The organism is Chitinivorax sp. PXF-14 (assembly GCF_040812015.1).
GTDB lineage: Bacteria > Pseudomonadota > Gammaproteobacteria > Burkholderiales > SCOH01 > JBFNXJ01.
The window spans coordinates 168,964-191,333 of the sequence record NZ_JBFNXJ010000009.1 but is presented as its reverse complement, the minus strand read 5'-3'; the positions used below and the strand labels follow the sequence as shown (position 1 = coordinate 191,333).

At 58.2% G+C, this 22,370-nt stretch carries 14 protein-coding genes; 7 read left to right on the top strand and 7 right to left on the bottom strand.

All coding sequences use genetic code 11. The features are described 5' to 3' along the window. Positions 1-125: 125 nt before the first annotated feature. Together ABWL39_RS12780 and ABWL39_RS12775 are read left to right on the top strand one after the other, a co-directional pair. Positions 126-2,267 carry a UvrD-helicase domain-containing protein gene (locus ABWL39_RS12780; RefSeq protein WP_367791554.1) on the top strand — a complete coding sequence of 714 codons (2,142 nt, stop codon included), beginning with the start codon at positions 126-128 and terminating at the stop codon, positions 2,265-2,267. 49 nt (positions 2,268-2,316) lie between these two features. Further along, positions 2,317-4,014: a tetratricopeptide repeat protein gene (locus ABWL39_RS12775; protein ID WP_367791533.1), complete on the top strand. Its 1,698-nt coding sequence runs from the start codon at positions 2,317-2,319 to the stop codon at positions 4,012-4,014. Here the strand turns inward: ABWL39_RS12775 and ABWL39_RS12770 are convergent, their stop codons facing one another. Then, positions 4,015-4,779: a BPSS1780 family membrane protein gene (locus ABWL39_RS12770; RefSeq protein ID WP_367791530.1), complete on the bottom strand. Its 765-nt coding sequence runs from the start codon at positions 4,777-4,779 to the stop codon at positions 4,015-4,017. A gap of 318 nt (positions 4,780-5,097) precedes the next feature. Here ABWL39_RS12770 and tkt point away from each other — a divergent pair, with 318 nt between their 5' ends. The 4 genes from tkt to fba all read left to right on the top strand — a co-directional run bounded on the left by tkt (position 5,098) and on the right by fba (position 10,744). Continuing rightward, the gene (gene tkt / locus ABWL39_RS12765; protein WP_367791528.1) at positions 5,098-7,095 is read left to right on the top strand and encodes a transketolase; all 1,998 of its coding nucleotides are present in this window, start codon (positions 5,098-5,100) and stop codon (positions 7,093-7,095) included. A 76-nt stretch (positions 7,096-7,171) separates the two neighbouring features. Continuing rightward, the gene (gene gap, locus ABWL39_RS12760; RefSeq protein ID WP_367791526.1) at positions 7,172-8,191 is read left to right on the top strand and encodes a type I glyceraldehyde-3-phosphate dehydrogenase; all 1,020 of its coding nucleotides are present in this window, start codon (positions 7,172-7,174) and stop codon (positions 8,189-8,191) included. 233 nt (positions 8,192-8,424) lie between these two features. Next, positions 8,425-9,606 (top strand): phosphoglycerate kinase, encoded by a 1,182-nt coding sequence (locus ABWL39_RS12755; RefSeq protein WP_367791524.1) that lies wholly within the window; start codon positions 8,425-8,427, stop codon positions 9,604-9,606. 73 nt (positions 9,607-9,679) lie between these two features. Continuing rightward, positions 9,680-10,744 (top strand): class II fructose-bisphosphate aldolase, encoded by a 1,065-nt coding sequence (gene fba / locus ABWL39_RS12750; protein WP_367791551.1) that lies wholly within the window; start codon positions 9,680-9,682, stop codon positions 10,742-10,744. A 128-nt stretch (positions 10,745-10,872) separates the two neighbouring features. Here the strand turns inward: fba and ABWL39_RS12745 are convergent, their stop codons facing one another. From ABWL39_RS12745 to yihA, 6 genes are all read right to left on the bottom strand, one after another. Further along, positions 10,873-16,980 (bottom strand): Hpt domain-containing protein, encoded by a 6,108-nt coding sequence (locus ABWL39_RS12745; RefSeq protein WP_367791521.1) that lies wholly within the window; start codon positions 16,978-16,980, stop codon positions 10,873-10,875. A 13-nt stretch (positions 16,981-16,993) separates the two neighbouring features. Next, positions 16,994-19,165, bottom strand: a complete 2,172-nt coding sequence (locus ABWL39_RS12740) for a methyl-accepting chemotaxis protein (RefSeq protein ID WP_367791518.1) — start codon at positions 19,163-19,165, stop codon at positions 16,994-16,996. A gap of 143 nt (positions 19,166-19,308) precedes the next feature. Next, positions 19,309-19,824, bottom strand: coding sequence for a chemotaxis protein CheW (locus ABWL39_RS12735; protein WP_367791515.1), 516 nt, complete (start codon positions 19,822-19,824; stop codon positions 19,309-19,311). Positions 19,825-19,841: 17 nt separating this feature from the next. Next, complete coding sequence (locus tag ABWL39_RS12730) at positions 19,842-20,207, bottom strand: PleD family two-component system response regulator (protein WP_367791512.1); 366 nt, start codon at positions 20,205-20,207, stop codon at positions 19,842-19,844. A gap of 28 nt (positions 20,208-20,235) precedes the next feature. Then, positions 20,236-20,595: a PleD family two-component system response regulator gene (locus ABWL39_RS12725; protein ID WP_367791548.1), complete on the bottom strand. Its 360-nt coding sequence runs from the start codon at positions 20,593-20,595 to the stop codon at positions 20,236-20,238. Positions 20,596-20,991: 396 nt separating this feature from the next. After that, positions 20,992-21,576 carry a ribosome biogenesis GTP-binding protein YihA/YsxC gene (gene yihA, locus ABWL39_RS12720; protein ID WP_367791509.1) on the bottom strand — a complete coding sequence of 195 codons (585 nt, stop codon included), beginning with the start codon at positions 21,574-21,576 and terminating at the stop codon, positions 20,992-20,994. Between the two features lie 103 nt (positions 21,577-21,679). Here yihA and ABWL39_RS12715 point away from each other — a divergent pair, with 103 nt between their 5' ends. Beyond that, a complete protein-coding gene (locus ABWL39_RS12715; protein WP_367791506.1) occupies positions 21,680-22,291 on the top strand; it encodes a cytochrome c in 612 nt (203 codons plus the stop codon). The last annotated feature ends 79 nt before the right edge of the window (positions 22,292-22,370 follow it).

The following is a 22,370-nucleotide window of genomic DNA, read 5'->3' as shown; positions in this document are numbered from 1 at the left end:
AGTCCAATTCAGCAGTTTGGGGGGTAGTAACGCCGTTACTTCTCATGCTTCCTGGTCACCGACTGCGGCGCCATATGGCGTTAGCGGTAAACTATGTGGTATTGCAACCGCTCTGCGAAAGCACTATGGATTCCCGATCCCTTCTTGATGGCCTAAACCCAGAACAACTTGTCGCGGTCACCTTACCCAAGCAGCACGCGCTGATATTGGCCGGTGCTGGCAGCGGGAAGACGCGTGTGCTGACGACGCGTATCGCCTGGCTGATGCAGACAGGCCAGGTAGGTCCGCAGGGTATTCTGGCTGTCACCTTTACCAACAAGACGGCGAAGGAAATGCTGACGCGCATCGCGTCGATGTTGCCAATCAATACTCGCGGCATGTGGGTCGGGACTTTTCACGGCCTATGCAATCGTTTGTTGCGGGCGCATCACCGTGAAGCCGGATTGCCGGAAGCGTTTCAAATCCTGGATAGTCAAGATCAGCTCTCCCTGATCAAGCGAGTGCTGAAAGCACACAACATCGATGATGAGAAATACCCGGCCAAACAGCTACAGTATTTCATCAACACCAACAAGGATGCGGGCCTCAGGGCAAATGGTGTTAACGCTTTCGATGACTTCTCGCGCAAGCTCGTGGAGCTGTATGCCGCCTATGACCTGCAGTGTCAGCGCGAGGGCGCGGTTGATTTTGCTGAGTTATTGCTACGCTGCTACGAACTGTTGAGTCGCAATGCCCTGCTGCGCCAACACTATCAAGAGCGTTTTCAGCATATATTGGTTGACGAGTTCCAGGACACCAACAAGCTGCAATACATGTGGCTCAAGCTGCTGGCAGGTGACAGCAGCGCTGTCTTCGCCGTTGGGGATGACGACCAGTCGATTTATGCATTTCGTGGTGCACAGGTCGGCAATATGTTTGATTTCGAACGCGATTTTTACGTTCGAAATGTCATCAAGCTTGAGCAGAATTATCGTTCGTTTGGCAATATCCTTGATGCGGCAAATGCGCTGATTCGTCAGAATAGCTCTCGGCTTGGCAAGAACCTCTGGACTGCATCGGGCGCGGGGCAACCCATCAAAGTATATGAGGGAAGCACCGACCTCGAAGAGGCCGGCTTCATCGTGGAGGAGGTCAGGCAACTGCAGAGAGAGGGTGTGCCATTGGCAGATATGGCCGTTCTTTATCGATCCAACGCCCAGTCCCGCGTTATCGAGCATCAACTGTTTTCTGTCGGTGTTCCCTATCGGGTTTATGGTGGGCTACGGTTCTTCGAACGCCAGGAAATCAAGCATGCCCTCGCGTATTTGCGCTTGATTGGCAACCCGGATGATGATGGCGCTTTTCTGCGCGTCGTGAATTTTCCTGCGCGCGGCATCGGTGCCAGGACGGTTGAAAGCATCCAGAGCAATGCCCGTCTGTCCGGGGCCAGCCTATGGCAGGCGGCATGCGGGGGAGGGGGTGCGGGGCGGAGCGGAGGCGCGGTTGCATCCTTTGTTGGCACGATAGAGAGCATGCGTGCCCAGCTTGACGGCTTGAACTTGCCGGAAGTGATCGAGCTGGTACTCGACAATAGCGGATTGCGTGGCTATTACCAGCAGGAAAAGGACGGGCAGGATCGGCTCGATAACCTCAACGAGCTCGTCAATGCGGCAATGAACTTTCTCGGCGAGTCGGATGAGCGGTCCCTTACTGCCTTCCTGTCTCACGCCTCCCTGGAGGCGGGGGAGCATCAGGCCGAGGCCGGCTCGGATGCCCTGCAGTTGATGACGGTGCATGCCGCAAAGGGACTGGAGTTTGACGCGGTGTTCATTTCCGGGCTGGAGGAGGGCTTATTCCCGCATGAAAATGCCGCATTGGAGCCGGCCGGATTGGAGGAGGAGCGTCGATTGATGTATGTCGCCATCACTCGGGCCCGCAAGAAGCTCTACCTCACGATGGCCCAGAGCCGCATGTTGCATGGGCAAACGCGCTACAACGTCGTCTCACGGTTTCTGTCCGAGATCCCGCCGCAGTTACTGGCCTGGATCAACCGACCGACAACGAGGTCAAGGCCTCCATTGGCACAAGCGGCGGGGCAGCGTCCCAAGCCGATCGTGACGGGCCATGGTTTCAGGATTGGGCAGAGCGTGCTGCACCTGAAGTTTGGTGTCGGGGTGATTATCGACTGCGAAGGCAGCGGGCCTGATGCTCGAGTTCAGGTGAATTTTGGCGGCAGCGACGGTATCAAGTGGCTGGCTCTCGAGTATGCCAAGCTTTCTCCCGCATAAGGCGTGCACTACACTCATAGCGTCTGCAACCACATGATATGGCTGACTTGTGAGTAGTTCGGTCAATGCGCTCACCGATATCGCCTTGCGCAATACCCAGCGTCAGGTCACGCGAGACGAACAGGAAATCGACTATTCGACCAAGCTATTCCTGGTCGTCGATACCGTACCGGAAATGCGCCAGTCCATGGCGTTTACCTTGTCTGCCGTTGGCGCAAACAAGGTCGAGTTCGCCTCGCGGACGGGCGAGGCATTGGCCAAGTTGCAGCGCTTGGACGTGGATATCGTGCTCTCTGAGTACAATCTCGAACACCCTCACGACGGCCTGCATTTGCTGGAAGAGATCAAGCTGCGCAATCTGGCGAAACAGTCTTGCGTGTATATGATCGTGACTGGCGAACGCCGAGCGCAGAATGTGATTGGTGCCGTGGAGCAGGCCCCGGATGGCTATCTACTGAAGCCGTTTACCGGTGATGCGCTGTTACGCCGTCTTGATCGTGCATTCAGGAAAAAACGCGAATTTGCCTGCGTCGACACGGCCATCCTCAATCACGAGTATTTGCGCGCCATTGACGAGTGCAATACCCGCATCCGCAATCAGGCCCCCTACGCGATCGATTTCATGAAGCTGAAGGGGCGCTTGACCTTGCAGATTGGTGATTACGAAGGCGCCAGAGGTATCTATAAGCAGGTTCTGCTGCTGAAGCCGCTTGCCTGGGCAAAAATGGGGTTGGGCAAGGCGGAGTACCATCTCAAGCATCTGGCGACGGCCGAACAGCTGTTCAATGAGGTGCTCGAGCAGAACGGGCAAGTTATGGAGGCTTATGATTGGCTGGCCAAGACCTTGGCGGCCCAGGGGGAAAACGCGAGGGCGCAGGGCACGCTCGAGACGGCTGTGCGCATCTCCCCTACCATCGTGCAACGACAAAAGGCACTCGGCCAGATAGCGCATCGAAACAAGGATTATGGTGCTGCGGAGCAGGCATTGCGCCAAACCATACAGCTCGGCCGTTATTCGTTCTGGCGCGACCCGGGCGACTATGCCGATCTCAGCCGCACCTTGCTCGACAAGGGTGACGTCAAGTCTGCCAGCCAGGCCTTGAACGAGGTGCGTAAAGACTTTCCAAAAGATCCATCCGCGACACTGCTGTCCTATGTCATGGAGAGCCAGATTGCGCGCAAGGAGGGGGATAGGGGACGGGCCGAGCTTGCCCTGGAAATGGCGCAAAAGCAGTTTGGCTTGATGGGAGGCGAGGTAGCAGAACGCTACGCGCTCGATCTGGCCGAGGCCTGTTACCGGGGAGGCCAGGAGGCCGTGGCCGAAGGAATTGTGCGCAAGGTGCTGCGCAACAAGAACGAGGATGCCACCATTCTCGACCGGGTCTCTGGGCTCTATGAAAGCCTCGGTAAGCCGGAGCTGGGGCGCGAGTTGCTGGATCAGACCAATGCGGACCTAGTGTCGATCAATAACCGGGCAGTAGTCATGGCCAGGCAAGGCGATCTGGATGGCGCGGTACAGCTGTTCATCCAGGCGGTCAGCGATATGCCAAGCAATATCCAGGTGACGCTCAATGCGATCAACGCCTTGCTCGCCTATATCAACACCAAGGGCTGGCATGCCAGTTACATGCAGCTGGCGAAGGAATATCTCGACAGGATTCGCCGGCACGACCCGAGCAATGGTAAGTTTCAGCGCCTGGCGCAAACCTATCTGGCGACAACCAAGCGCTTTGGCACGACCCGCTGATTAGCCGCCGAATACATCCCTATAGCTGGTATAGCCCGAAATCAGCAGGACTGGACCGAGCACCAGCAACCCCAGTCCAAGCGGAATCATGGCAAGCACGCCGAGCACCAGGGCCACCAGGCCGTATACCGTGAAAGGCATCACATTCAGCCAGCAGGCCGAGAAGCTTAGCTTCATGGCATCCAATGCTTGGGCATCGTTGAGCATGACCAGCGCGCTGGCGAACCATGTTGCCATCGTAATGGGGACGATCAGGGCAAAAAACAGCAGCAGGGCAAGCAACGCCCCCAGGGCCAGACCTAGCCCGGCGCCGGTGGCCATGCCTGTTGCCTTGCCTGCCGTCAGCCCCATGATCATGCTCGTACCGCCCATGATGGCCAGCGGCACGACCGCGACGACGGCTGCAATCAGGAACAGCACCAGGCTGATCACGCCAACCAGGGCGAGCTGACCTGTATTCTTTCTGAAGCCGGCGAAGAGATGGCCGAGCTCGACTTCCTCGCCCTCCTCCTGCGCGGTGCATCCCAATACCAGCCCACCGAACAGGATGGGGGCGACGATCTGCCCGACAAAGCCGATCGTGGTCATGCTGCTCAGGGCCGCCAGAATAATGACATAGATCAGCCAGAGCACGATCCATAGCCCAGCCTGCTGCTTGAACTTGTCGAAGGCATCCAGAAGCCAGTGCCAGCCCCGGTCTGCCGTGACGCGATGGGGGGCGGGCAGGCCTGCCGTGGGCGTAGATAACTTGGAAAATTCGCTCATTCTATTATTCCTGTCGACAAGATCGTCAGATTCATATGCTAGAAGATAAACGAAGCGCTGCAAATGCCTGCTGCGCTTGATTCAACACATATTTTGCCAGGGCGTAGTTTTATAACATCAATTAGTGCGTTAACTCGATGTTTTCTGTGGAATTTCTTGCCGGATCACCCGGGGTCGGCGATAATTGCAGGATTTTTACACGTGGCCGCCGATTGAAAAATATCGAGGGCCTAGGCATCAAAAGGCGCATCGATCTGCTGGTTCCGCGTTATCTCGCGCAGCCCGGCCGGCCGTCAGCGCAACGAGGAAACCCCCCACATGGCAACTCGCAAGCAACTCGCCGACGCAATCCGTGCACTCTCCATGGATGCTGTTCAAAAGGCCAATTCCGGTCACCCTGGCATGCCGATGGGCATGGCGGATATCGCGGAGGCGCTGTGGAATCATCACCTGCGCCACAACCCTGGCAATCCCGGATGGTTTGATCGTGACCGGTTTGTGCTGTCGAACGGGCACGGCTCGATGTTGCTCTACTCCTTGTTGCATCTGACCGGCTATGAGCTCTCCATCGACGATCTCAAGCAGTTCCGCCAAATGCACAGCAAGACACCGGGGCACCCCGAGTACGGTTACGCGCCCGGCATTGAAACGACGACGGGCCCGCTTGGCCAAGGCCTCGCCAACGCGGTTGGCATGGCGATTGCAGAAAAGACCTTGGCGGCTGAGTTCAACCAGCCTGGGCTCGACATCGTCGATCACCACACCTATGTGTTTCTCGGCGACGGCTGTTTGATGGAAGGGATTTCCCACGAGGCCTGCTCACTGGCTGGCACACTCGGCCTGAACAAGCTGATCTGCTTCTATGACGACAACGGGATTTCGATCGACGGCCACGTCGAGGGCTGGTTTACCGACGACACGCCAAAGCGCTTCGAGGCTTATGGCTGGAAAGTGATTCCAAACGTCGATGGCCACGATTTCACGGCACTGGATGATGCCATCGTCGAAGCGAAGCGTAGTACCGACAAGCCCGTCATGATTTGCTGCAAGACCGTGATCGGCCAGGGCTCGCCAAACAAGGCCGGCACGCACGACTCGCATGGCGCGCCACTCGGTGACGCGGAAATTGCGGCAACACGTGCCAATATCGGCTGGGCTCACGAGCCGTTCCATGTTCCGCAGGAGGTGTATCGCGGCTGGGATGCGAAGGCTCGCGGGGCGGCCCACGAGGCGCGCTGGAATAGCCTGTTTGCCGACTATCAGCGGACACACCCGCAACTGGCTGCGGAATTCCTGCGCCGGATGAAGGGCGAATTGCCTGCGGACTGGGCACAGCATGCCCAGGCAACCATTGCCGCAGTCGATGCCAAGGGCGAGACGATCGCCACACGCAAGGCGTCGCAGAACGCGATCGCCGCTTACGCCCCCAAGTTGCCGGAACTGCTTGGCGGCTCCGCCGACCTCGCCGGCTCGAACCTCACGCTGTGGTCCGGTGCCAAGGGAATTGCGCGTGAACATGGCGGCAATTACCTGTACTACGGTGTTCGTGAGTTTGGCATGGCAGCCATCATGAATGGCCTGACCTTGCATGGTGGCGTGCGCCCTTACGGCGCTACCTTCCTGATGTTCAGCGAATATGCGCGTAACGCGTTGCGCATGGCTGCACTGATGAAGATCAACCCCGTTTTCGTGTTTACCCACGACTCGATCGGTTTGGGTGAGGATGGCCCTACCCATCAGCCGGTGGAGCAGACCGCAACCTTGCGCCTCATCCCTAATATGGACGTATGGCGCCCGGCCGATGCGGTCGAGTCGGCTGTCTCCTGGGCGATGGCGATCGAGCGCCAGGGCGGCCCAACCTGCCTGATCTTCAGTCGGCAAAATCTTGCTCACACCAGTCGCGATGCTGCCCAGCTGACCAACATCCGCCGCGGCGGCTATGTGTTGCGCGATGCTGCGAATGGCAAGCCCGATGTCGTGCTCATCGCGACCGGGTCTGAAGTCGAGCTTGCGCTCAAGGCACAGGAAGCCCTGAGTTCCCAAGGTATTGCTGCTCGCGTGGTGTCGATGCCGTCCACTTTCGTCTTCGATCAGCAGGAGGGCGCCTACAAGGCTTCCGTCTTGCTGGCGCAGGTTCCGCGCGTGGCGATCGAGGCCGGGGTGTCCGATTACTGGCGCAAATATGTCGGCCTCGAGGGCGCTGTCGTCGGTATCGACAGCTTCGGCGAGTCGGCCCCAGCCAGTGCATTGTTCAAGCACTTCGGCTTTACCGTAGATAACGTCGTCAACACGGCCAAGACCGTGATCGGCAAATAAACATGCATGTGCCGGCATAAGCCGGCATGGCGAAAATAACGATTACTATTTTATTGTTTTAGGAGATTGATCCAACATGGCTATCCGCATCGCTATCAACGGTTACGGACGCATCGGGCGCAACGTACTACGCGCGATTTACGAGTTGAATCGCACAAACGAGTTCAAGGTCGTCGCCGTGAACGCTTCCGGTGACCTGGCAACCAATGCGCACCTGACGAAGTTTGATACGGTCCACGGCCGTTTCAACGCAGACGTCAAGGTCGATGTGGATGGCAGCTGGCTGCGTATCAACGATACCAACATCAAGTTCTTCTCTACACGCAATCCTGCCGAGTTGCCTTGGGGCGACCTCGGTATCGACATCGTTCTCGAGTGCACTGGCGCCTTCACCAGCAAGGCGAAGTGCCAGCCGCATCTCGATGCTGGCGCCAAGAAGGTGCTGATCTCCGCACCTGGCGACAAGGATGTGGACGCTACCATCGTCTACGGTGTGAACCATCATTTGCTGCGCAGTGACATGAATGTGGTATCCAACGCATCCTGCACCACGAACTGCCTGGCGCCGTTGGCCAAGCCGCTGCACGAGAAGCTTGGTCTGGTGAAGGGGCTGATGACCACTATTCACGCCTACACCAACGATCAGGTGCTGACCGACGTGCGCCACAAGGACCTGCGTCGCGCCCGCTCGGCTACTCAATCGATCATTCCTACCAAGACCGGTGCTGCATCGGCTGTTGGCTTGGTACTGCCTGAGCTCAATGGCAAGCTCGACGGCTATGCCCTGCGCGTGCCGACCATCAATGTGTCGATGGTTGATCTGAGCTTTGTCGCTTCTCGTTCAACTACCAAGGAAGAGGTCAACGCCATCCTCAAGGATGCGTCCGAAGGTGAGCTGAAGGGGGTGTTGGGTTACAACGACCTGCCGTTGGTGTCGATCGACTTCAATCATACCAGCGAAGCATCGATCTTTGATTCGACGCTCACCAAGGTCATGGATGGCAACCTAATTAAGGTGTCGTCGTGGTATGACAATGAATGGGGCTTCTCCTGCCAGATGCTGAACACAGCCAAGGCAATGATGGAAGCCAAGTAAACTGGCTGTTTCCGGTCAGCGTGGGAACAGAGGGAGCCCGGATCGCCGGCTCCCTTTGTTTTGCGGGTAAAATACGCAGTTGGGCCATTGAGCCGCTCCCGGTCGGAAGATGCCGTTCTGGTCGAGCACACAATTTCTGCCTGCCGCACAGCGACCGAATGCCGGCCTGGTGCGGTAAGTAACCGAATCCCCACGGAAATCGACAAGCAATTTCAAATCCAGATGGAGCCCCTATGAATTTTCGCAAACTGACTGACCTCGACCTGGCGGGCAAGCGCGTGCTGATTCGCGTCGACATGAATGTGCCGGTAAAGAACGGCGTGATCGGCGATGACACGCGTATTCGTGCGTCGCTGCCATCGATTGAGCATGCATTGAAGGCCGGCGCCGCCGTGATCCTGATGACCCATCTCGGCCGTCCGACCGAAGGCGAGCTGAGTGAAGAAGACACGCTCAAGCCGGTTGCGGCTCGTCTGTCCGAGCTGTTGGGCAAGGCCGTGCCGGTTGTGGCCGACTGGCAGGAAAAGGGGCTGGTGATACAAGCGGGCGACGTGGCCATGCTGGAAAACGTACGTTGTAACGTTGGCGAAAAGAAGAACAAGAATGAGCTCGGACAAGCCTACGCCAAGCTGTGCGATGTGTTCGTGCATGATGCTTTCGGGACTTCACACCGCGCCGAGGCGTCGACTTACGCCGTAGCCAAGTTCGCCCCGGTTGCATGCGCCGGTATCCTCATGGCGGCTGAACTCGATGCCTTGGGCAAGGCGCTGGCCCAACCGGCGCGGCCGCTGGTAGCGATCGTCGCGGGCTCCAAGGTATCGACTAAGCTGACGATCCTCGAATCGCTTGCCGACAAGGTTGACCAGCTCATCGTCGGTGGCGGCATCGCCAACACCTTCCTGCTGGCGGAGGGCAAGCAGATTGGCAAGTCGTTGGCTGAGCCTGACCTGCTTGATGCTGCCAAGACTGTGATCGGCAAGCTGCGCGCGCGCGGTGGCGATGTGCCGCTGCCCTCTGACGTGGTCTGCGCCAAGGAGTTTGCCGAAACGGCTGTGGCCACCCAGAAGTCGCTCGTCGAGGTTGAGGCTGACGACATGATTCTCGACATTGGTCCGCAGTCCGCCAGTCAGCTGGCAGACCTGATCGCCAAGGCCGGGACTGTTGTCTGGAACGGCCCGGTCGGCGTATTCGAATTCGACCAGTTTGGCGAGGGGACCAAAACGCTGGCCCACGCCATTGCCAACAGCAAGGCGTTTTCGATCGCCGGTGGTGGTGATACGCTGGCAGCCATTGCGAAGTACGGCATTACCGAGCAGATCAGCTATATCTCGACCGGGGGCGGCGCATTCCTTGAATTCCTCGAGGGCAAGGTATTACCGGCAGTCGAAGTGCTCGAATCTCGCGCAAACGGTTAAGCGCACGACTGCCTGAGTGGCGGTCGGCAAACTACAGTTAAACAAGAAGATTCAATTTCTGGAGAGTTCAATCATGGCACTCGTTTCCATGCGTCAATTGCTGGACCATGCCGCCGAGTTCGGTTATGGCCTGCCGGCATTCAACGTCAACAACCTGGAACAGATGCGTGCGATCATGGAGGCGGCAGACAAGGTCGACGCCCCCGTCATCGTTCAAGCATCGGCCGGCGCGCGTAAGTACGCCGGCGCACCATTCCTGCGCCACCTGATTCTGGCGGCAGTCGAGGAATTCCCGCATATCCCGGTGGTGATGCATCAGGACCACGGCACCAGCCCTGCCATATGCCAGCGTTCGATTCAGCTGGGTTTCAGCTCAGTCATGATGGACGGCTCGCTGGGCGAAGATGGCAAGACGCCGACTGACTATGACTACAATGTCTCGGTAACGCGTCGTGTGGTGGAGATGGCGCATGCTTGCGGCGTCAGCGTCGAAGGTGAGATCGGTTGCCTGGGCAGCCTGGAAACCGGCATGGCGGGCGAAGAAGATGGCGTGGGCGCCGAAGGCAAGCTCGATCACAGCCAACTGCTGACCGACCCGGAAGAGGCTGCACGTTTCGTCAAGGATACGGGTGTCGATGCCCTAGCTATTGCGATCGGCACCAGCCATGGCGCTTACAAGTTTACACGCCCCCCGACCGGTGACATTCTGGCGATCGGTCGTATCAAGGAAATCCATGCCCGGGTCCCCAACACGCATCTGGTCATGCATGGTTCCTCCAGCGTGCCGCAAGAGTGGTTGAAGGTGATCAATGAGAATGGCGGCGAGATTCCCGAGACCTATGGCGTGCCGGTCGAAGAAATCGTTGAGGGGATCAAGCACGGCGTGCGCAAGGTCAATATCGATACAGACCTTCGCCTCGCATCGACTGGTGCAATCCGCCGCTTCCTGGCGCAGCACAAGAGCGAGTTTGATCCGCGCAAGTACTTGAAGGAAACCGTGACTGCCATGCGTGATATCTGCATTGCCCGCTATGAGGCATTTGGTGCCGCTGGCCAGGCATCGAAGATTAAGCCGGTCAGCCTTGAGCAGATGTTCGAACGCTATGCCAAGGGCGAACTGACGCAGATCGTGAAGTAACGGTTACCCACGCCGGAGACGGGCGGCAGCATGACAAGTGCTGCCACAGGTTGAGGTGGGTAATAACGGCATAGCAAAAAGGGCGATGAAATCATTCATCGCCCTTTTTGTATCCTCGTCTCCAAGGATCAGGTTTGCTGCCGAGCCTTCTTGTGCGCAACAAAGCGCTCAATATGACCGAGCAGCTCCTCTTCCTGGTAAGGCTTGCCCAGGTAGACGTTCACGCCTAGTTCCAGCGCGTAATTGCGGTGCTTTTCGGCCGTGCGCGAGGTGATCATGACGATGGGGATATGTCGTGTCTTCTCGTCGGTGCGAATGTGCCGCGTCAGTTCGAAGCCATCCATGCGCGGCATCTCGATGTCGACCAGCATGACGTCGGGCACGACGTCCTGAATTTGCTGCAAGGCATCGACCCCGTCCTTGGCGGTAACGACCTGATAACCTTCTCGGGTGAGCAGACGACCCGATATCTTGCGCACCGTCAGCGAGTCATCGACCACCATGATGACGGGTACCATGCTCAAGGCATCAGGTTGCGCCTGCACCGGCGCTTTGGCGCTGGCCGCTGCTTCGGCGTTGACGCTGTCGACCCGGTTGACGAGCAGCAGCGGGTTCAGGATCAGGACGATGTCGCCATTACCCAGCACGGTGGCGCCTGCAATGCCGGGCACCCGTGCCAGTTGCGGGCCGATATTCTTGACCACCACTTCCTGGTTCTTCACCAGGTCATCCACATGCAAGGCAATACGCTGGTTACCGCTGCGCAGCAGCACGACCGTACTGTAGCGCTTGCTCTCCGGCTGGTGCTCCGGATTGCCTAGTAGGCGCGGCAGGTAGGTGAACGGGTAGTCGTTACCCATCCAAACGATCTTCTTCTGCTCGTACAGCTTCTCAAGGTCGAGGAGCTTCAGCTCCTGGACTTGCTCCACCATCACCGACGGAATCGCATACTTCTTGCCGGCAGCCGTGACCAGTACGGTCTGTGTGACTGCCAGCGTCAGGGGCAGGTGAATCGTGAAGCGTGTTCCCTTGCCGGATTCGGAATCCAGCTGGATGCGGCCGCCAAGATCGGAGATTTCGTTCTTGACCACATCCATCCCGATCCCGCGGCCGGACAGCTGGCTTACCGAGTCGGCCGTGGAGAATCCGGGCTCGAAGATCTGGTACATCACCTGTTCGTCGGTGATCGGCTCGTCCGTGTTGAGCAAGCCTTTGCTGATAGCTTTTTCACGAATCCTGGCAAGGTTCAGGCCCGCGCCGTCATCTGCCAGCGTCAGTACCAGCTCGTTGCCCTCCTGCTTGAGATCGAGAGAAATCTCGCCGACTTCCGGCTTGCCGGCATTCAGGCGGTTTTCGCGGCTCTCGAGGCCGTGGTCGATCGCGTTACGCAGCATGTGCTCGAACGGTGACGTCATTTTCTCCAGCATCGAGCGGTCGATTTCGACGCGGCCACCGCGGATTTCCAGATTGACCTTCTTGCCGACCTCTTTGCCCGTCTGGCGTACGATGCGGTACAGCCGCTCCGCCATGCTGGAGAACGGAACCATGCGAATCCGCATCAGCTCCTGCTGCAGATCCTTGGTCATGCGTCCTTGGGCCAGCAACGCTGCTTCGGTTTCATCCAGGTTCTTGAGCAGGTTGTGCTGGATGGTGGCAACGTCGTTGACGCTCTCGGCCATGAAGCGCGTGAGTTCTTGCAGACGCGTGAAGCGGTCGAACTCCAGCGGGTCGAACTGATCGTCAGCCGTATGCAGGTGCGTCATCCGAGACTGCATCTGGCTTTCTGCCTGGATTTCGATCTCGCGCAATTGCGAACGCAGGCGGGTCACGTTGTCGGTGAGGTCAAGCAGCGAGCCCTTCAGGGCCAGCATTTCCGCCTCCATGCGAGAGCGTGCGATGGCGACTTCACCGGCCTGGTTCACCAGGCGGTCCACCAGGTCTGCGCGAACCCGCAGGCTGGATTTGGCTGCATCTGCATCGACCAGCCCCATTGGCGCCGCTGGCATGGCCAGATTGCCTGCTGCGGCGACGGACTGGGCAACGACCGATTCCGGCGTTTCAACCTCAGGTTTGCCCTGCAGAACATCAATCAATTCATTGACGACGTCGAAATCCGCTTCCAGATCATCGAACTGTTCCGGCGTGGGAGCGGCGTCCTGTAGGCCGATAACCAGCGTTTCCAGGTTGTGCGTGGCTTCGCCCAAACGCATCGCGCCGCTCATACGGGCGCTGCCCTTCAGCGTATGCAGCAGGCGCTGCAGCGATTTGGACTGCTCGTATGCTGCCGGGTCTGCGCGCCAGTCGCGCAGTACCTTGCTGATCTGGGGCTGCAGGTCGTTGACTTCTTCCAGGAAGACCGGCAGTAATTGCTCGTCGATGTCATCCTGAACCGAGATTGCAGTTTCGGCCGTGGCCTCGCCCTGCGCCACCTCGACTGGCTGACTCGGCTGGTAGGCCGCTTCGGGCTCTGGTGCCTGCTCGACGAAAGGCATGATCTCGTCGGTCAGTCCGATATCCACGACGGACTCGATCGACTCAGCCAGTGCGGGCTCAGGCAGCGAAACACTTGCCGGCTCTTCCGGTAGATCGACGATCAAGTCCACTTCGTCACTGCTAAGCTCGCCGGTATGGTGCGGCATCAGCAGTGTATCTTCTGCGGTCTCCAGGCCTTCAACCACAGGCATGGTGGGCGCTTCGTCATGCGATACGGCTTCGCTGACCGGGGCCTCGAGCAAAATAGGTTCTTCGATAAGCTCGATATCGCTATCCAGCGCTTCGGTATCAGGTAGGGCGGCCGCAGCCTGAAATTCTTCCGGCTCTGTCGTGGCGAAAGGCTCCACTTCAAGTACGATGCCTCCCGTATCGACTTCGGGAAATGCTGGCTCATCATCAAAGCTGAGCGAAATTTCTTCGAGCTGCGGTATTTCGACGACGGGCGCCACTTCTTCCGAGGGGGCGGTGAGAAGGAACTCACCCTCCGCGCTCGGCGCCTCTTCGACAACTAGCGTTGGCAGGTCGAAAGCGGGTGGTGCAACGACCGGTTCCGCACTCAGTTCCAGTACGGGCAACTCGTCGGGCAGCAGGTCAGGATCGAGGTCCAGGTCGATATCGAGTTCATCGACCGGTGGCGCAACGACGAGTGGTGGCTGTGCTGGCTCGGCAACGTCATGCTTGCGCAAATGCTCTGCGATTTCCTCCAGCTTGGCGACGAGCTCGGGAGCGGGGGCCGGTGCAAGTTTGGCTGTCAGCGAGATGAACATCATGTCCAGCTGTGCGATGGCCTCGGAGAAAGTCGCTTGGTCATCTTCGGTAAGCCGTTCTGGGGACTTCATCTGCGCTTGCAGACACATCTCCAGTCGATAGCCGAGCTCGCCCATGTCGACGAAACCGGCTGTACGGCTGATTCCGCATAGGGTGTGTGCGGCATGCAGGAAGCGTTCGTCCACCGGCAGGTGGGGGTGCTGGACCAGCAAGGCCTGTTGTTCGTGCAGGGTCGCAAGGTAACGCGATGCCTCGTTGATGAAGATGTCGAACAGGACTGGCGAGATGGTGACATCACCGATCTGTAGATCGTCCGATTCGACGGCCGCTTCGATCGAGGCAACTCCCACGCTTTCCTCAACCGCTGGGGCTTCCGCGAGCGGCGCCTCCTCAGCCAGCAATTCCAGTGTCGGCAATGCCTCTTGCTCAGGCTCGAGGACTGGCGGCACGAGCTCGGAAACGAGCTGTAGTTCCGGGATTGCGGCTTCGGGCGTAATGTCCTCTGTGTGGTCGGCAACCGCTAGTTCCGCTGCTGCGGCTGACTCAGGCGGCATCGTTGGAGCTTCGGAGGCTTCTTCCCCACGCTTCAGCGCCTCGGCCAGTGCGTGAATGCTGCTGGCCTCGACCGATGCGCTGCCGTGATCCTTGAGCTCGCCAATCCATTTTGCGAACTGGCTTTGCGCCATATCGATCAATTGCAGCAGAGCGGAGGTAGCTGCCAAGTCATCCTGCAGCCATTTGTTCATCACCTGTTCCACCGACCAGGCAACCTCACCGAGATGGTTGAGGCCGACCATACGGCCGGATCCCTTCAAGGTATGGAAGCTGCGCCGAATGACAGTCAGTGCTTCCTTGTCACGCGGGTTGGTCTTGATGGTATTGGCATTGCTGCCGATGTTGCTGAGAACTTCAACCGCTTCCTCGAGATACACCTCGAGTAATTCCTGATCGACGGCTTCATCGCTGACGGGGGCCGGCTTTGCCGCAGGTTCGATTGGCTTCTCGCCGACGATTTCGGCGACGGCGGCAACGAACGCTTCGATCGGCTTGCCTTCTGCCTCCTTGAGGGCCGACAGTGCAGCGGAGCTCTGCTGGCCCAGCGCATTGTCCGCAATCAGGTCGGCATTTTGCTGCAGCGACTGCAGGGTGTCCTTTAGCTGCTGCTGTGCGGCTGCATCCTCAGGATTGTCTCGCAATGTTTCGAGCAATTCCTGGGCCTGCTGCTTTTGCTGATTGACTTCGGTTTCGACGCTGGCCTCGGCTGTAACGGGTTGGGTCGTCGTCTCTGTCTCGCCCCGCAGGCGGCGCAGCACGGGAGCAATGATGGCATCTCGATTGCTGCGGTCATTGCTGACCGCATCAATGTAGAAGCCCAGCGTGGACAGGGCTTCCGCCAGTATCTCCAGTTCATTGCCATCGACCGGATAAGCTTCGTCCTCATAGCGAGCGGTGGATTCCTGGCTCCACTTGACGATCTCCACTGCATCATCGAGGCCAGAGATCGACAGCGCACCGGCGATCTGCCTGAAATAGGGGGCCAGCCCGGCAAGCTCGTTGCGCTTGGCATGATCGCGGAAGAATCCGTCGAGCACCTGCTCGATCTGCTGCAGGTTAACCTGGATCTCATGCATGAGCTGCGCCTGGAGCATTTTCGCTTGTGCATCCTGCGCCAGTTGATCCAGGTGCGGGAGTTCAGGGAGCGGCTCAGCGGCGAGCGCGGGATTATTCAGTGCCTGGAGGCGGCGCGACATGGCGTCGAGTTGGCTCGGCAATTCTGGGGGCAGGGTATTCGGCCGTTCGCAAATCGAATCGAGCAGCAGGAAGGCTGTTGCCACATCCAGCGCTTGGTTGTCGGAGATGGCTTGGTGGGATAGTCCGCCAATCCCTTCACTCAAGGCGTGCAAGAACTGATTAAGCCCTTGCACATCGGCAAAAGGAGCACTTTTCTCACGCAGGCTGACCAGGTTGTCCTGCAGGGCAGGGAGGCGGTCGGGGTGACCTCCGGTGACGCGTACCCATGTATCCTTTGCCTGCCCGAGCAGTTCGCGCATTTCCCGCGCCGCCTTTTGGCGGGTGGCGGTATCGCCGGACTCTACCGTTACCGCAGCTGGCAGGAGCTCGTCGAGTGCAAATGACTGCTTGATGGCCTGAACCGATTCCGCATCGCCCTCGGCTCGTGCGATGTAGTAAAGGATGTCGCGCTGGAGCCGGTCCGCTACCGTTTGTGAGCCCTCGGCCAGGCGGCGCATCTGGATATTGATGCGGGCAAACAGCTGCTTTGCCGTGTAGTCGACGGCGATGGCTCGCTTGGAGATCGCCTCGACCAGACCGCCCGCTGTCCACCAGAACGTACGCTGGCGTGGGGAGCGTACGGCGGCTTCAATCGCTTTCAACGTCTGGGCCATGATGGTGAGCCCATCATCTGTTCCGCGCAGCCATTTCAGCAGGCCCAACTCAAAGCGAGAGCGCTGTGCACGCACGATCTGCGGCAGATCGCCGTCCGCCGCTGGGCTCGAATTGGCTGGCAACTGGAAGGCATCGACGCTGGGGAAGAACAATTCGCTTGCCGAGTATTTGCTGACCCCACGTACCTCCTTGAGCTTTTCGTACTCGGGAAATAGCCGCAGCGGCATGTCAGGGGCGCCGTTGATCAGCGCCTCCAGGTAGCGCGAGGTCGCGGCCATCGCCTCGCTGACGGCTGCCAGATGCGCTTGGGTGGGCTCGCTCTCCCCCTTTTCCAGGCTGGCGACAGCCAGCTCCACTTCCTCTGCAAAGCGCGCCGCGCCGTCCAGGCCAACCATTTGCAATGCCCCGGTTACCTGGTGCAAATGGGTACGGCAGAACTTGAGTTGGGATGTGTCAGATTGGGCTTCCCGATATTGAGTCAGGCAATCGCCGGCACGTGAAAGTGCCTGGTCGATTTCACCCTTGACCCAAACGAGCGAGCCGACATCGAATTCACTGTGTACGCTCATAAACCCCGCCTACTCAGGACAGTTTGAAGCCTGCCACCGAACCCTTCAGTTCGGCCGCAAGGCCGGTCAGCTGGCCAATCGATACCGCGGTCTGCTTGGTGCCGGCGGTGGTTTGTTCGGTAATCTGGAGAATGTCGGTCATCGAGTGGGTGACTTCTTCTGCTGCTTTGGATTGCTCTTGCGTCGCAGACGAAATGCGTTGAATCAGCGACGCCAGATCACGCGATACCTGGCCGATCTCCTGCAGGGCCTGGCCGGCTGCATCGGACAGCTTGGCTCCTTCTACTACACCCTGAGTCGAGATTTCCATAGCAGCCACAGCGTCGTGAGTATCGCTTTGAATGGTCTTGACGATCGCGCCGATCTGCTTGGTCGCTTCGGCGGAGCGTTCCGCCAGGCGTTGAACTTCTTCCGCCACCACGGTGAAGCCACGGCCGGCTTCGCCTGCAGACGCCGCCTGGATGGCTGCGTTCAACGCCAGCACGTTGGTTTGCTCGGTAATGTCGGAAATCAGTTCCACGATTTCGCCAATTTCCTGCGAGCTTTCGCCCAGACGCTTGATTCGTTTTGCGGTTTCCTGAATCTGCTCACGAATTTCGTTCATGCCCTTGATCGAGTTTTCTACCGCCTGCGTGCCCTTCTCTGCGGCCGACAGCGATTGGTCCGCCACTCGGGCTGACTCGGATGCGGTTTCGGTCACCTCGGAAATGGAGCGCGCCATCTCCTGTACCTTGTTGTTGGTGCTGACGATTTCGACCGACTGGCGCTGGGTTGCATCCAGCAACTGATTCGAAATGGTCTGGGCTTGTTGGGTGGCTGTGGTTACCTGCTCGGTTGCCTTGTTGATACCGATAATGAGGGAGCGCAGCTCGTCGATGGTGTAGTTCATCGAGTCGGCGATTGCGCCGGTCAGGTCCTCTGTCACCGATGCGCGAACAGTCAAGTCGCCGTCAGCGAGGTCGGACATTTCGTTCAGCAGGCGCAGAATCGCTTCCTGGTTACGCTTGTTTTCCCGTTCGGATTCCAGGCGGCGGCGTTGCGATTCTGCTGCGTTGACCTGGCCCAACAGAACCAGCGAACCGACCGCGCCTGCTGCGAAGATCAGCGCGAATAGCGTGGAGAAGAAGCTCGAACCTTGCGACTGATAGGACTCAGACAGCTTGATCGAGTCCTTCAGCAGGGTCTCGGATTCCTTGAAGATGGTCTGGTTGGCCAGGCGAGTATTCACCAGGTTTTGCATATTGCGGGAGAAGGTGCTGACAACTGTCTCAAAATCCTTGAACAGTTTCTTGATCTCTTCGAGCTTGCTCTTGATCTCGCCATTGCGGACCGGCGACAGGCGCAGTTCGTCGCTGCCTTCCAGCATGCCTTGCAAGGTGTCGCGGAAGGTATTGGCGTCCTTGCCGAGCAGGAATACCACTTCCGGGTTGATGACCTCTCCCGCTAGCATGGCGTTGGCGTTCTTTGCCATGCGCTGGGTCAGTACCACCATCTGCTCACCGAGCTCACGTTCGTGTTCTGTCGCGCCGGTTTCCTTCAGTAGCGATACGAGCTGTTGCGTGCCTTCGAGCAGCTTGGCATCGTTGGTGTTGATCGAGCCGACGCTCTTGGTCACCGTAACGATGGTCTGGCGGTTATCCAGAATGGTCTGCACCGTCGGGATGCGTTGGTTGGGACGGAAACTCTCGTTCCAGGTCTTCTGGATCTTGGACAGGATGTCGACCGGCTCGCCACTGGAGGCCGGCAGGCCGGAGCCGCCTTCCATCAGAGTGGTCAGGTCGGAATTGAATTTCTGATATGACTCGTTGAGTACGCTGAACGCCTCGGGGTTACCCTGAACAGCCTGCGCGGCGGCGCGGGCCATACGCTGCGACAACATCTGCATTTCCGTCGACGTCGCGCGACGGACGGCATTGTGATTGGAGGATCGCAAATCCCACAGCACGGTCATGGCGGCCAATGCCAGGAAGACCACGATCGCCACGGTAAAAATCATGATTTGCCGGCGAGCGGGAAGATGTCCGACAAAAGGTAGCGGGTTCGGGTTGTCGCCTTCACCGGTCGAACGCAGTTTTTCGATGATCGACACCGTCTTGGATGGGTCGAACTGGCGATCTTCGCCGGCGCCTGAGGCGCCACCCTTGAGCTTGCCGAATAAATTCTTGATGTTGTCGGAAAACGCCATTTTACTTTCTCTCCCTCACCGATCGATTCGGTGATTCCGCCTTTTGGTTGTTAAGCGCATCCCGATAGTCGCGCGCTATTGGGATGAACTCTCTTGGATCTCATGGGGTGCTGTGCTTCAGCCGGCACAGCCACGCCTTGCGGTTATGCTGCGATTTGCAGGAAGTGCGGGTCGGCTGAGAGTGCGGCTACATCCAGCACATTCCAAATCGTGCCATCCGCATCTTGCAGGCGTTCTGCCAGCCACGGCTTGGCATCTGCGCTCTTACCCAGTTTTTGCATCTGCTGCAGATTCCGTAGACCAAGCATCTTGGTGACCAGGACCGCCGAATTGGAGATGAAACGTGAGTTGAGCAGTAATAGACGGCTGCTACTGGTAAACAGCGACAATTCGCCACCAAAGAAGGCTGGCAGGTCTACAACGCTATATAGGTTACCTCGAACGTTAGCGACACCGCGAAACCATGAATGGGTGAGTGGAACGTCGGCCATTTCCGGTACGGAGACCACTTCGCTTGCGTCCTGCAGTTCTACCAACCAGTGCTCATTGCCAATCATGAGCCCGAGCTTGGATGCCGTTGCCGTGGGTGACGCGAGCGACGACTGCAGCTTGGCAACAACGCTTTCCTGGTACTCTCTGAGACTGATCTTCTTAGCCATGGGGGTCCTGTGGCGGCTTAGCCAAGCGAGGCGATTTTTTGAAGCAGTTCGTCTTGATTGACCGGCTTGACGACATAGTCCTTTGCGCCTTGGCGCAGACCCCAAATCTTGTCGGTTTCCTGGCCTTTGGATGTGCACATGATGACCGGGATATGTTTTGTGGTCTCCTCGCGTGTAATGCTGCGAGTAGCCTGGAAGCCGTTCAGCCCCGGCATGACGACATCCATCAGGATCAGGTCCGGCAGGACCTGCTTGGACTTGGTGACAGCCTCTTCGCCGCTCTCGGCCGTGAAAACTTCGAAACCGTTCTTGGTCAGGATCTCGCTCAGGAAGTGACGCTCTGTCGGCGAATCATCTACAACCAGAATCTTCTTGATCGGCATGTTGCTTTCCTCGAATTACAAATGATGTTCAGGCTTGCTGGCGGGTATGCGCGCCAACTACCTGCAAGAGACTATCTTTGGTAAAGGGTTTTGTCAGGTACTCGTCGGAGCCTACCATACGACCGCGCGCCCGATCGAACAGGCCGTCCTTACTGGACAGCATGATGACCGGGGTGGTCTTGAAGCGTGGATGCTTCTTGATAAGCGAGCAGGTCTGATAGCCGTCGAGGCGTGGCATCATCACATCGACGAAGATGAGGTCTGGGTGGGAGTCGGCGATTTTGGATAGCGCGTCGAAGCCATCCTCCGCCAGGATGACTTCGCAACCCGCTTGTCCAAGGAAAATCTCGGCGCTGCGGCGAATGGTGTTGCTATCATCAATCACCATTACCTTCACGCCCTTCAAGTCTACTGCTCCTGTCACGCTTCCTCCCGATGGCGTTTGCTTATAAGCATGACGCGGCGATAAATCCAGCTCAGCGCTATGCGCGGAAGATTCTAGTACAACGTAATAGTGTATGTTAGCTTATTTTTAAGAACTTGCTAATGTTCCCTGCGTGCATTTGTGGGCGGCGCATCGCGCGGGGTAAGGTGGTGTGAGCTTGCAAAGAAAAACCCCGGCTTAAAGGGGAAAAAGCCGGGGCGAAACGCCTTATTCATATAAGGCACCCGCTCAGGGAGGAGAAGCGGGAGGCGGAAAGTCTCGCCTATTACGTAAGATAGGATATTCTGCGAAGAGTTCCAGCGATTTTGCTTCTTTAATCAAGTAGATGATTTCTATTGATTATTTCAACCAGTCCGCGATTGCGAGCTCAAGTTCGTCTGTTCCTGTTTTCTTCAGGCTGGAAAAGAGCTGCACCGTGCAGTTAGGGTGTTCAGCCAATGCTTTTCGCACCGAGGCAAGAGCTTGTGTGGCTTCCTGGCGGTTGAGTTTGTCTGCCTTGGTGAGCAGGACATGAACCGGTTTGCCGGTGGGCAGAAACCACTCAAGCATCTGCCAGTCCAGTTCCTTGAGCGGGTGCCGGGAGTCCATGATCAGCACCATCCCGCGCAGTGGCTCCCGGGTCGCCAGGTATTGGCCGAGCAGTTTTTCCCAGTGAGCCCTCACTGCGGCTGGGACTTCGGCGTAGCCGTAGCCGGGAAGATCCACCAGATAGGCGTCGTCCCCAAACGAGAAGTAGTTGATGTGCTGCGTGCGCCCGGGTGTTTTCGATACGAAGGCGAGTCGGGTCCGGTTGGCCAGTGTGTTGATCGCGCTGGATTTGCCGGCATTGGATCGCCCTGCAAAGGCGATTTCTGCCCGAGTGGCGGGCAGATCCCGAAGGTGGTTGACGGTGGTGAAGAACTGTAGGCGGGAGAATAAAGACATGGCAATCCGTGCGGCTGGTAACGCTTTGATGATCTGCGATAGAATAGCAGGTTTGAATCGAAGCCAACCGCGAAATCTACTTTTGCAGATTTAAGGAGCATCTATGAAATTCAGCATGGTGGTGGCCGTTGCCGGCTTGCTGGCAACCAGCGCCGCATTTGTGCAGGCCAAGGGCGATCCGGCAAAGGGGCAGCGGATCGTGCAACAGGTTTGCGTGGCCTGTCATGGCGCCGACGGCAATAGCGTCGCGCCTGCCAATCCCAGCCTGGCTGCGCAGCACCCGGAATATGTTGCCAAGCAATTGGCCGAGTTTAAGAAGGGTGTCCGCAAGAATCCGACCATGTTTGGCATGGCTGCCACGTTGAGCGACGACGACATGAACAATGTCGCGGCCTACTTCGCCGGGCAAAAGGCCAAGGTGCTTGAAGGCACTAATCCCGACCTGCAGGAACTGGGCAAGAAGATTTACAAATCGGGTAACCCCGCTACCGGCTTGCCGGCCTGTGCGGCCTGTCATGGCCCGAAGGGTAGTGGCATGCCGGCTCAATTCCCGCGCCTGGCTGGCCAGCACGCCGAATACACAATCACCCAGCTCAATGCATTCCGTAAGGGGGAGCGTGCCAACGACCCGGCCGCGACGATGCGCGCGATCGCCGGCAAGATGAGCGACAAGGAAATCGAAGCTGTCGCCAACTACGTAGTCGGTTTGCGTTAAGCCGCAGGCGAGCCTTGATGGCTGTCAATGCGAACAAGGGTGGCTTGGTCCACCCTTGTTTCGTATCAGGGCGGCGGTC

Bases quoted from the DNA above. Each gene is read 5' to 3' on its own strand.
- gap (WP_367791526.1), top strand. From the start codon at position 7,172: ATGGCTATCCGCATCGCTATCAACGGTTACGGACGCATCGGGCGCAAC.
- yihA (WP_367791509.1), bottom strand. From the start codon at position 21,576: ATGTCTTTATTCTCCCGCCTACAGTTCTTCACCACCGTCAACCACCTT.
- ABWL39_RS12730 (WP_367791512.1), bottom strand. From the start codon at position 20,207: ATGCCGATCAAGAAGATTCTGGTTGTAGATGATTCGCCGACAGAGCGT.
- ABWL39_RS12715 (WP_367791506.1), top strand. From the start codon at position 21,680: ATGAAATTCAGCATGGTGGTGGCCGTTGCCGGCTTGCTGGCAACCAGC.
- ABWL39_RS12780 (WP_367791554.1), top strand. From the start codon at position 126: ATGGATTCCCGATCCCTTCTTGATGGCCTAAACCCAGAACAACTTGTC.
- tkt (WP_367791528.1), top strand. From the start codon at position 5,098: ATGGCAACTCGCAAGCAACTCGCCGACGCAATCCGTGCACTCTCCATG.
- ABWL39_RS12735 (WP_367791515.1), bottom strand. From the start codon at position 19,824: ATGGCTAAGAAGATCAGTCTCAGAGAGTACCAGGAAAGCGTTGTTGCC.
- ABWL39_RS12740 (WP_367791518.1), bottom strand. From the start codon at position 19,165: ATGGCGTTTTCCGACAACATCAAGAATTTATTCGGCAAGCTCAAGGGT.
- ABWL39_RS12770 (WP_367791530.1), bottom strand. From the start codon at position 4,779: ATGAGCGAATTTTCCAAGTTATCTACGCCCACGGCAGGCCTGCCCGCC.
- ABWL39_RS12755 (WP_367791524.1), top strand. From the start codon at position 8,425: ATGAATTTTCGCAAACTGACTGACCTCGACCTGGCGGGCAAGCGCGTG.
- ABWL39_RS12745 (WP_367791521.1), bottom strand. From the start codon at position 16,980: ATGAGCGTACACAGTGAATTCGATGTCGGCTCGCTCGTTTGGGTCAAG.
- ABWL39_RS12725 (WP_367791548.1), bottom strand. From the start codon at position 20,595: ATGGTGATTGATGATAGCAACACCATTCGCCGCAGCGCCGAGATTTTC.
- fba (WP_367791551.1), top strand. From the start codon at position 9,680: ATGGCACTCGTTTCCATGCGTCAATTGCTGGACCATGCCGCCGAGTTC.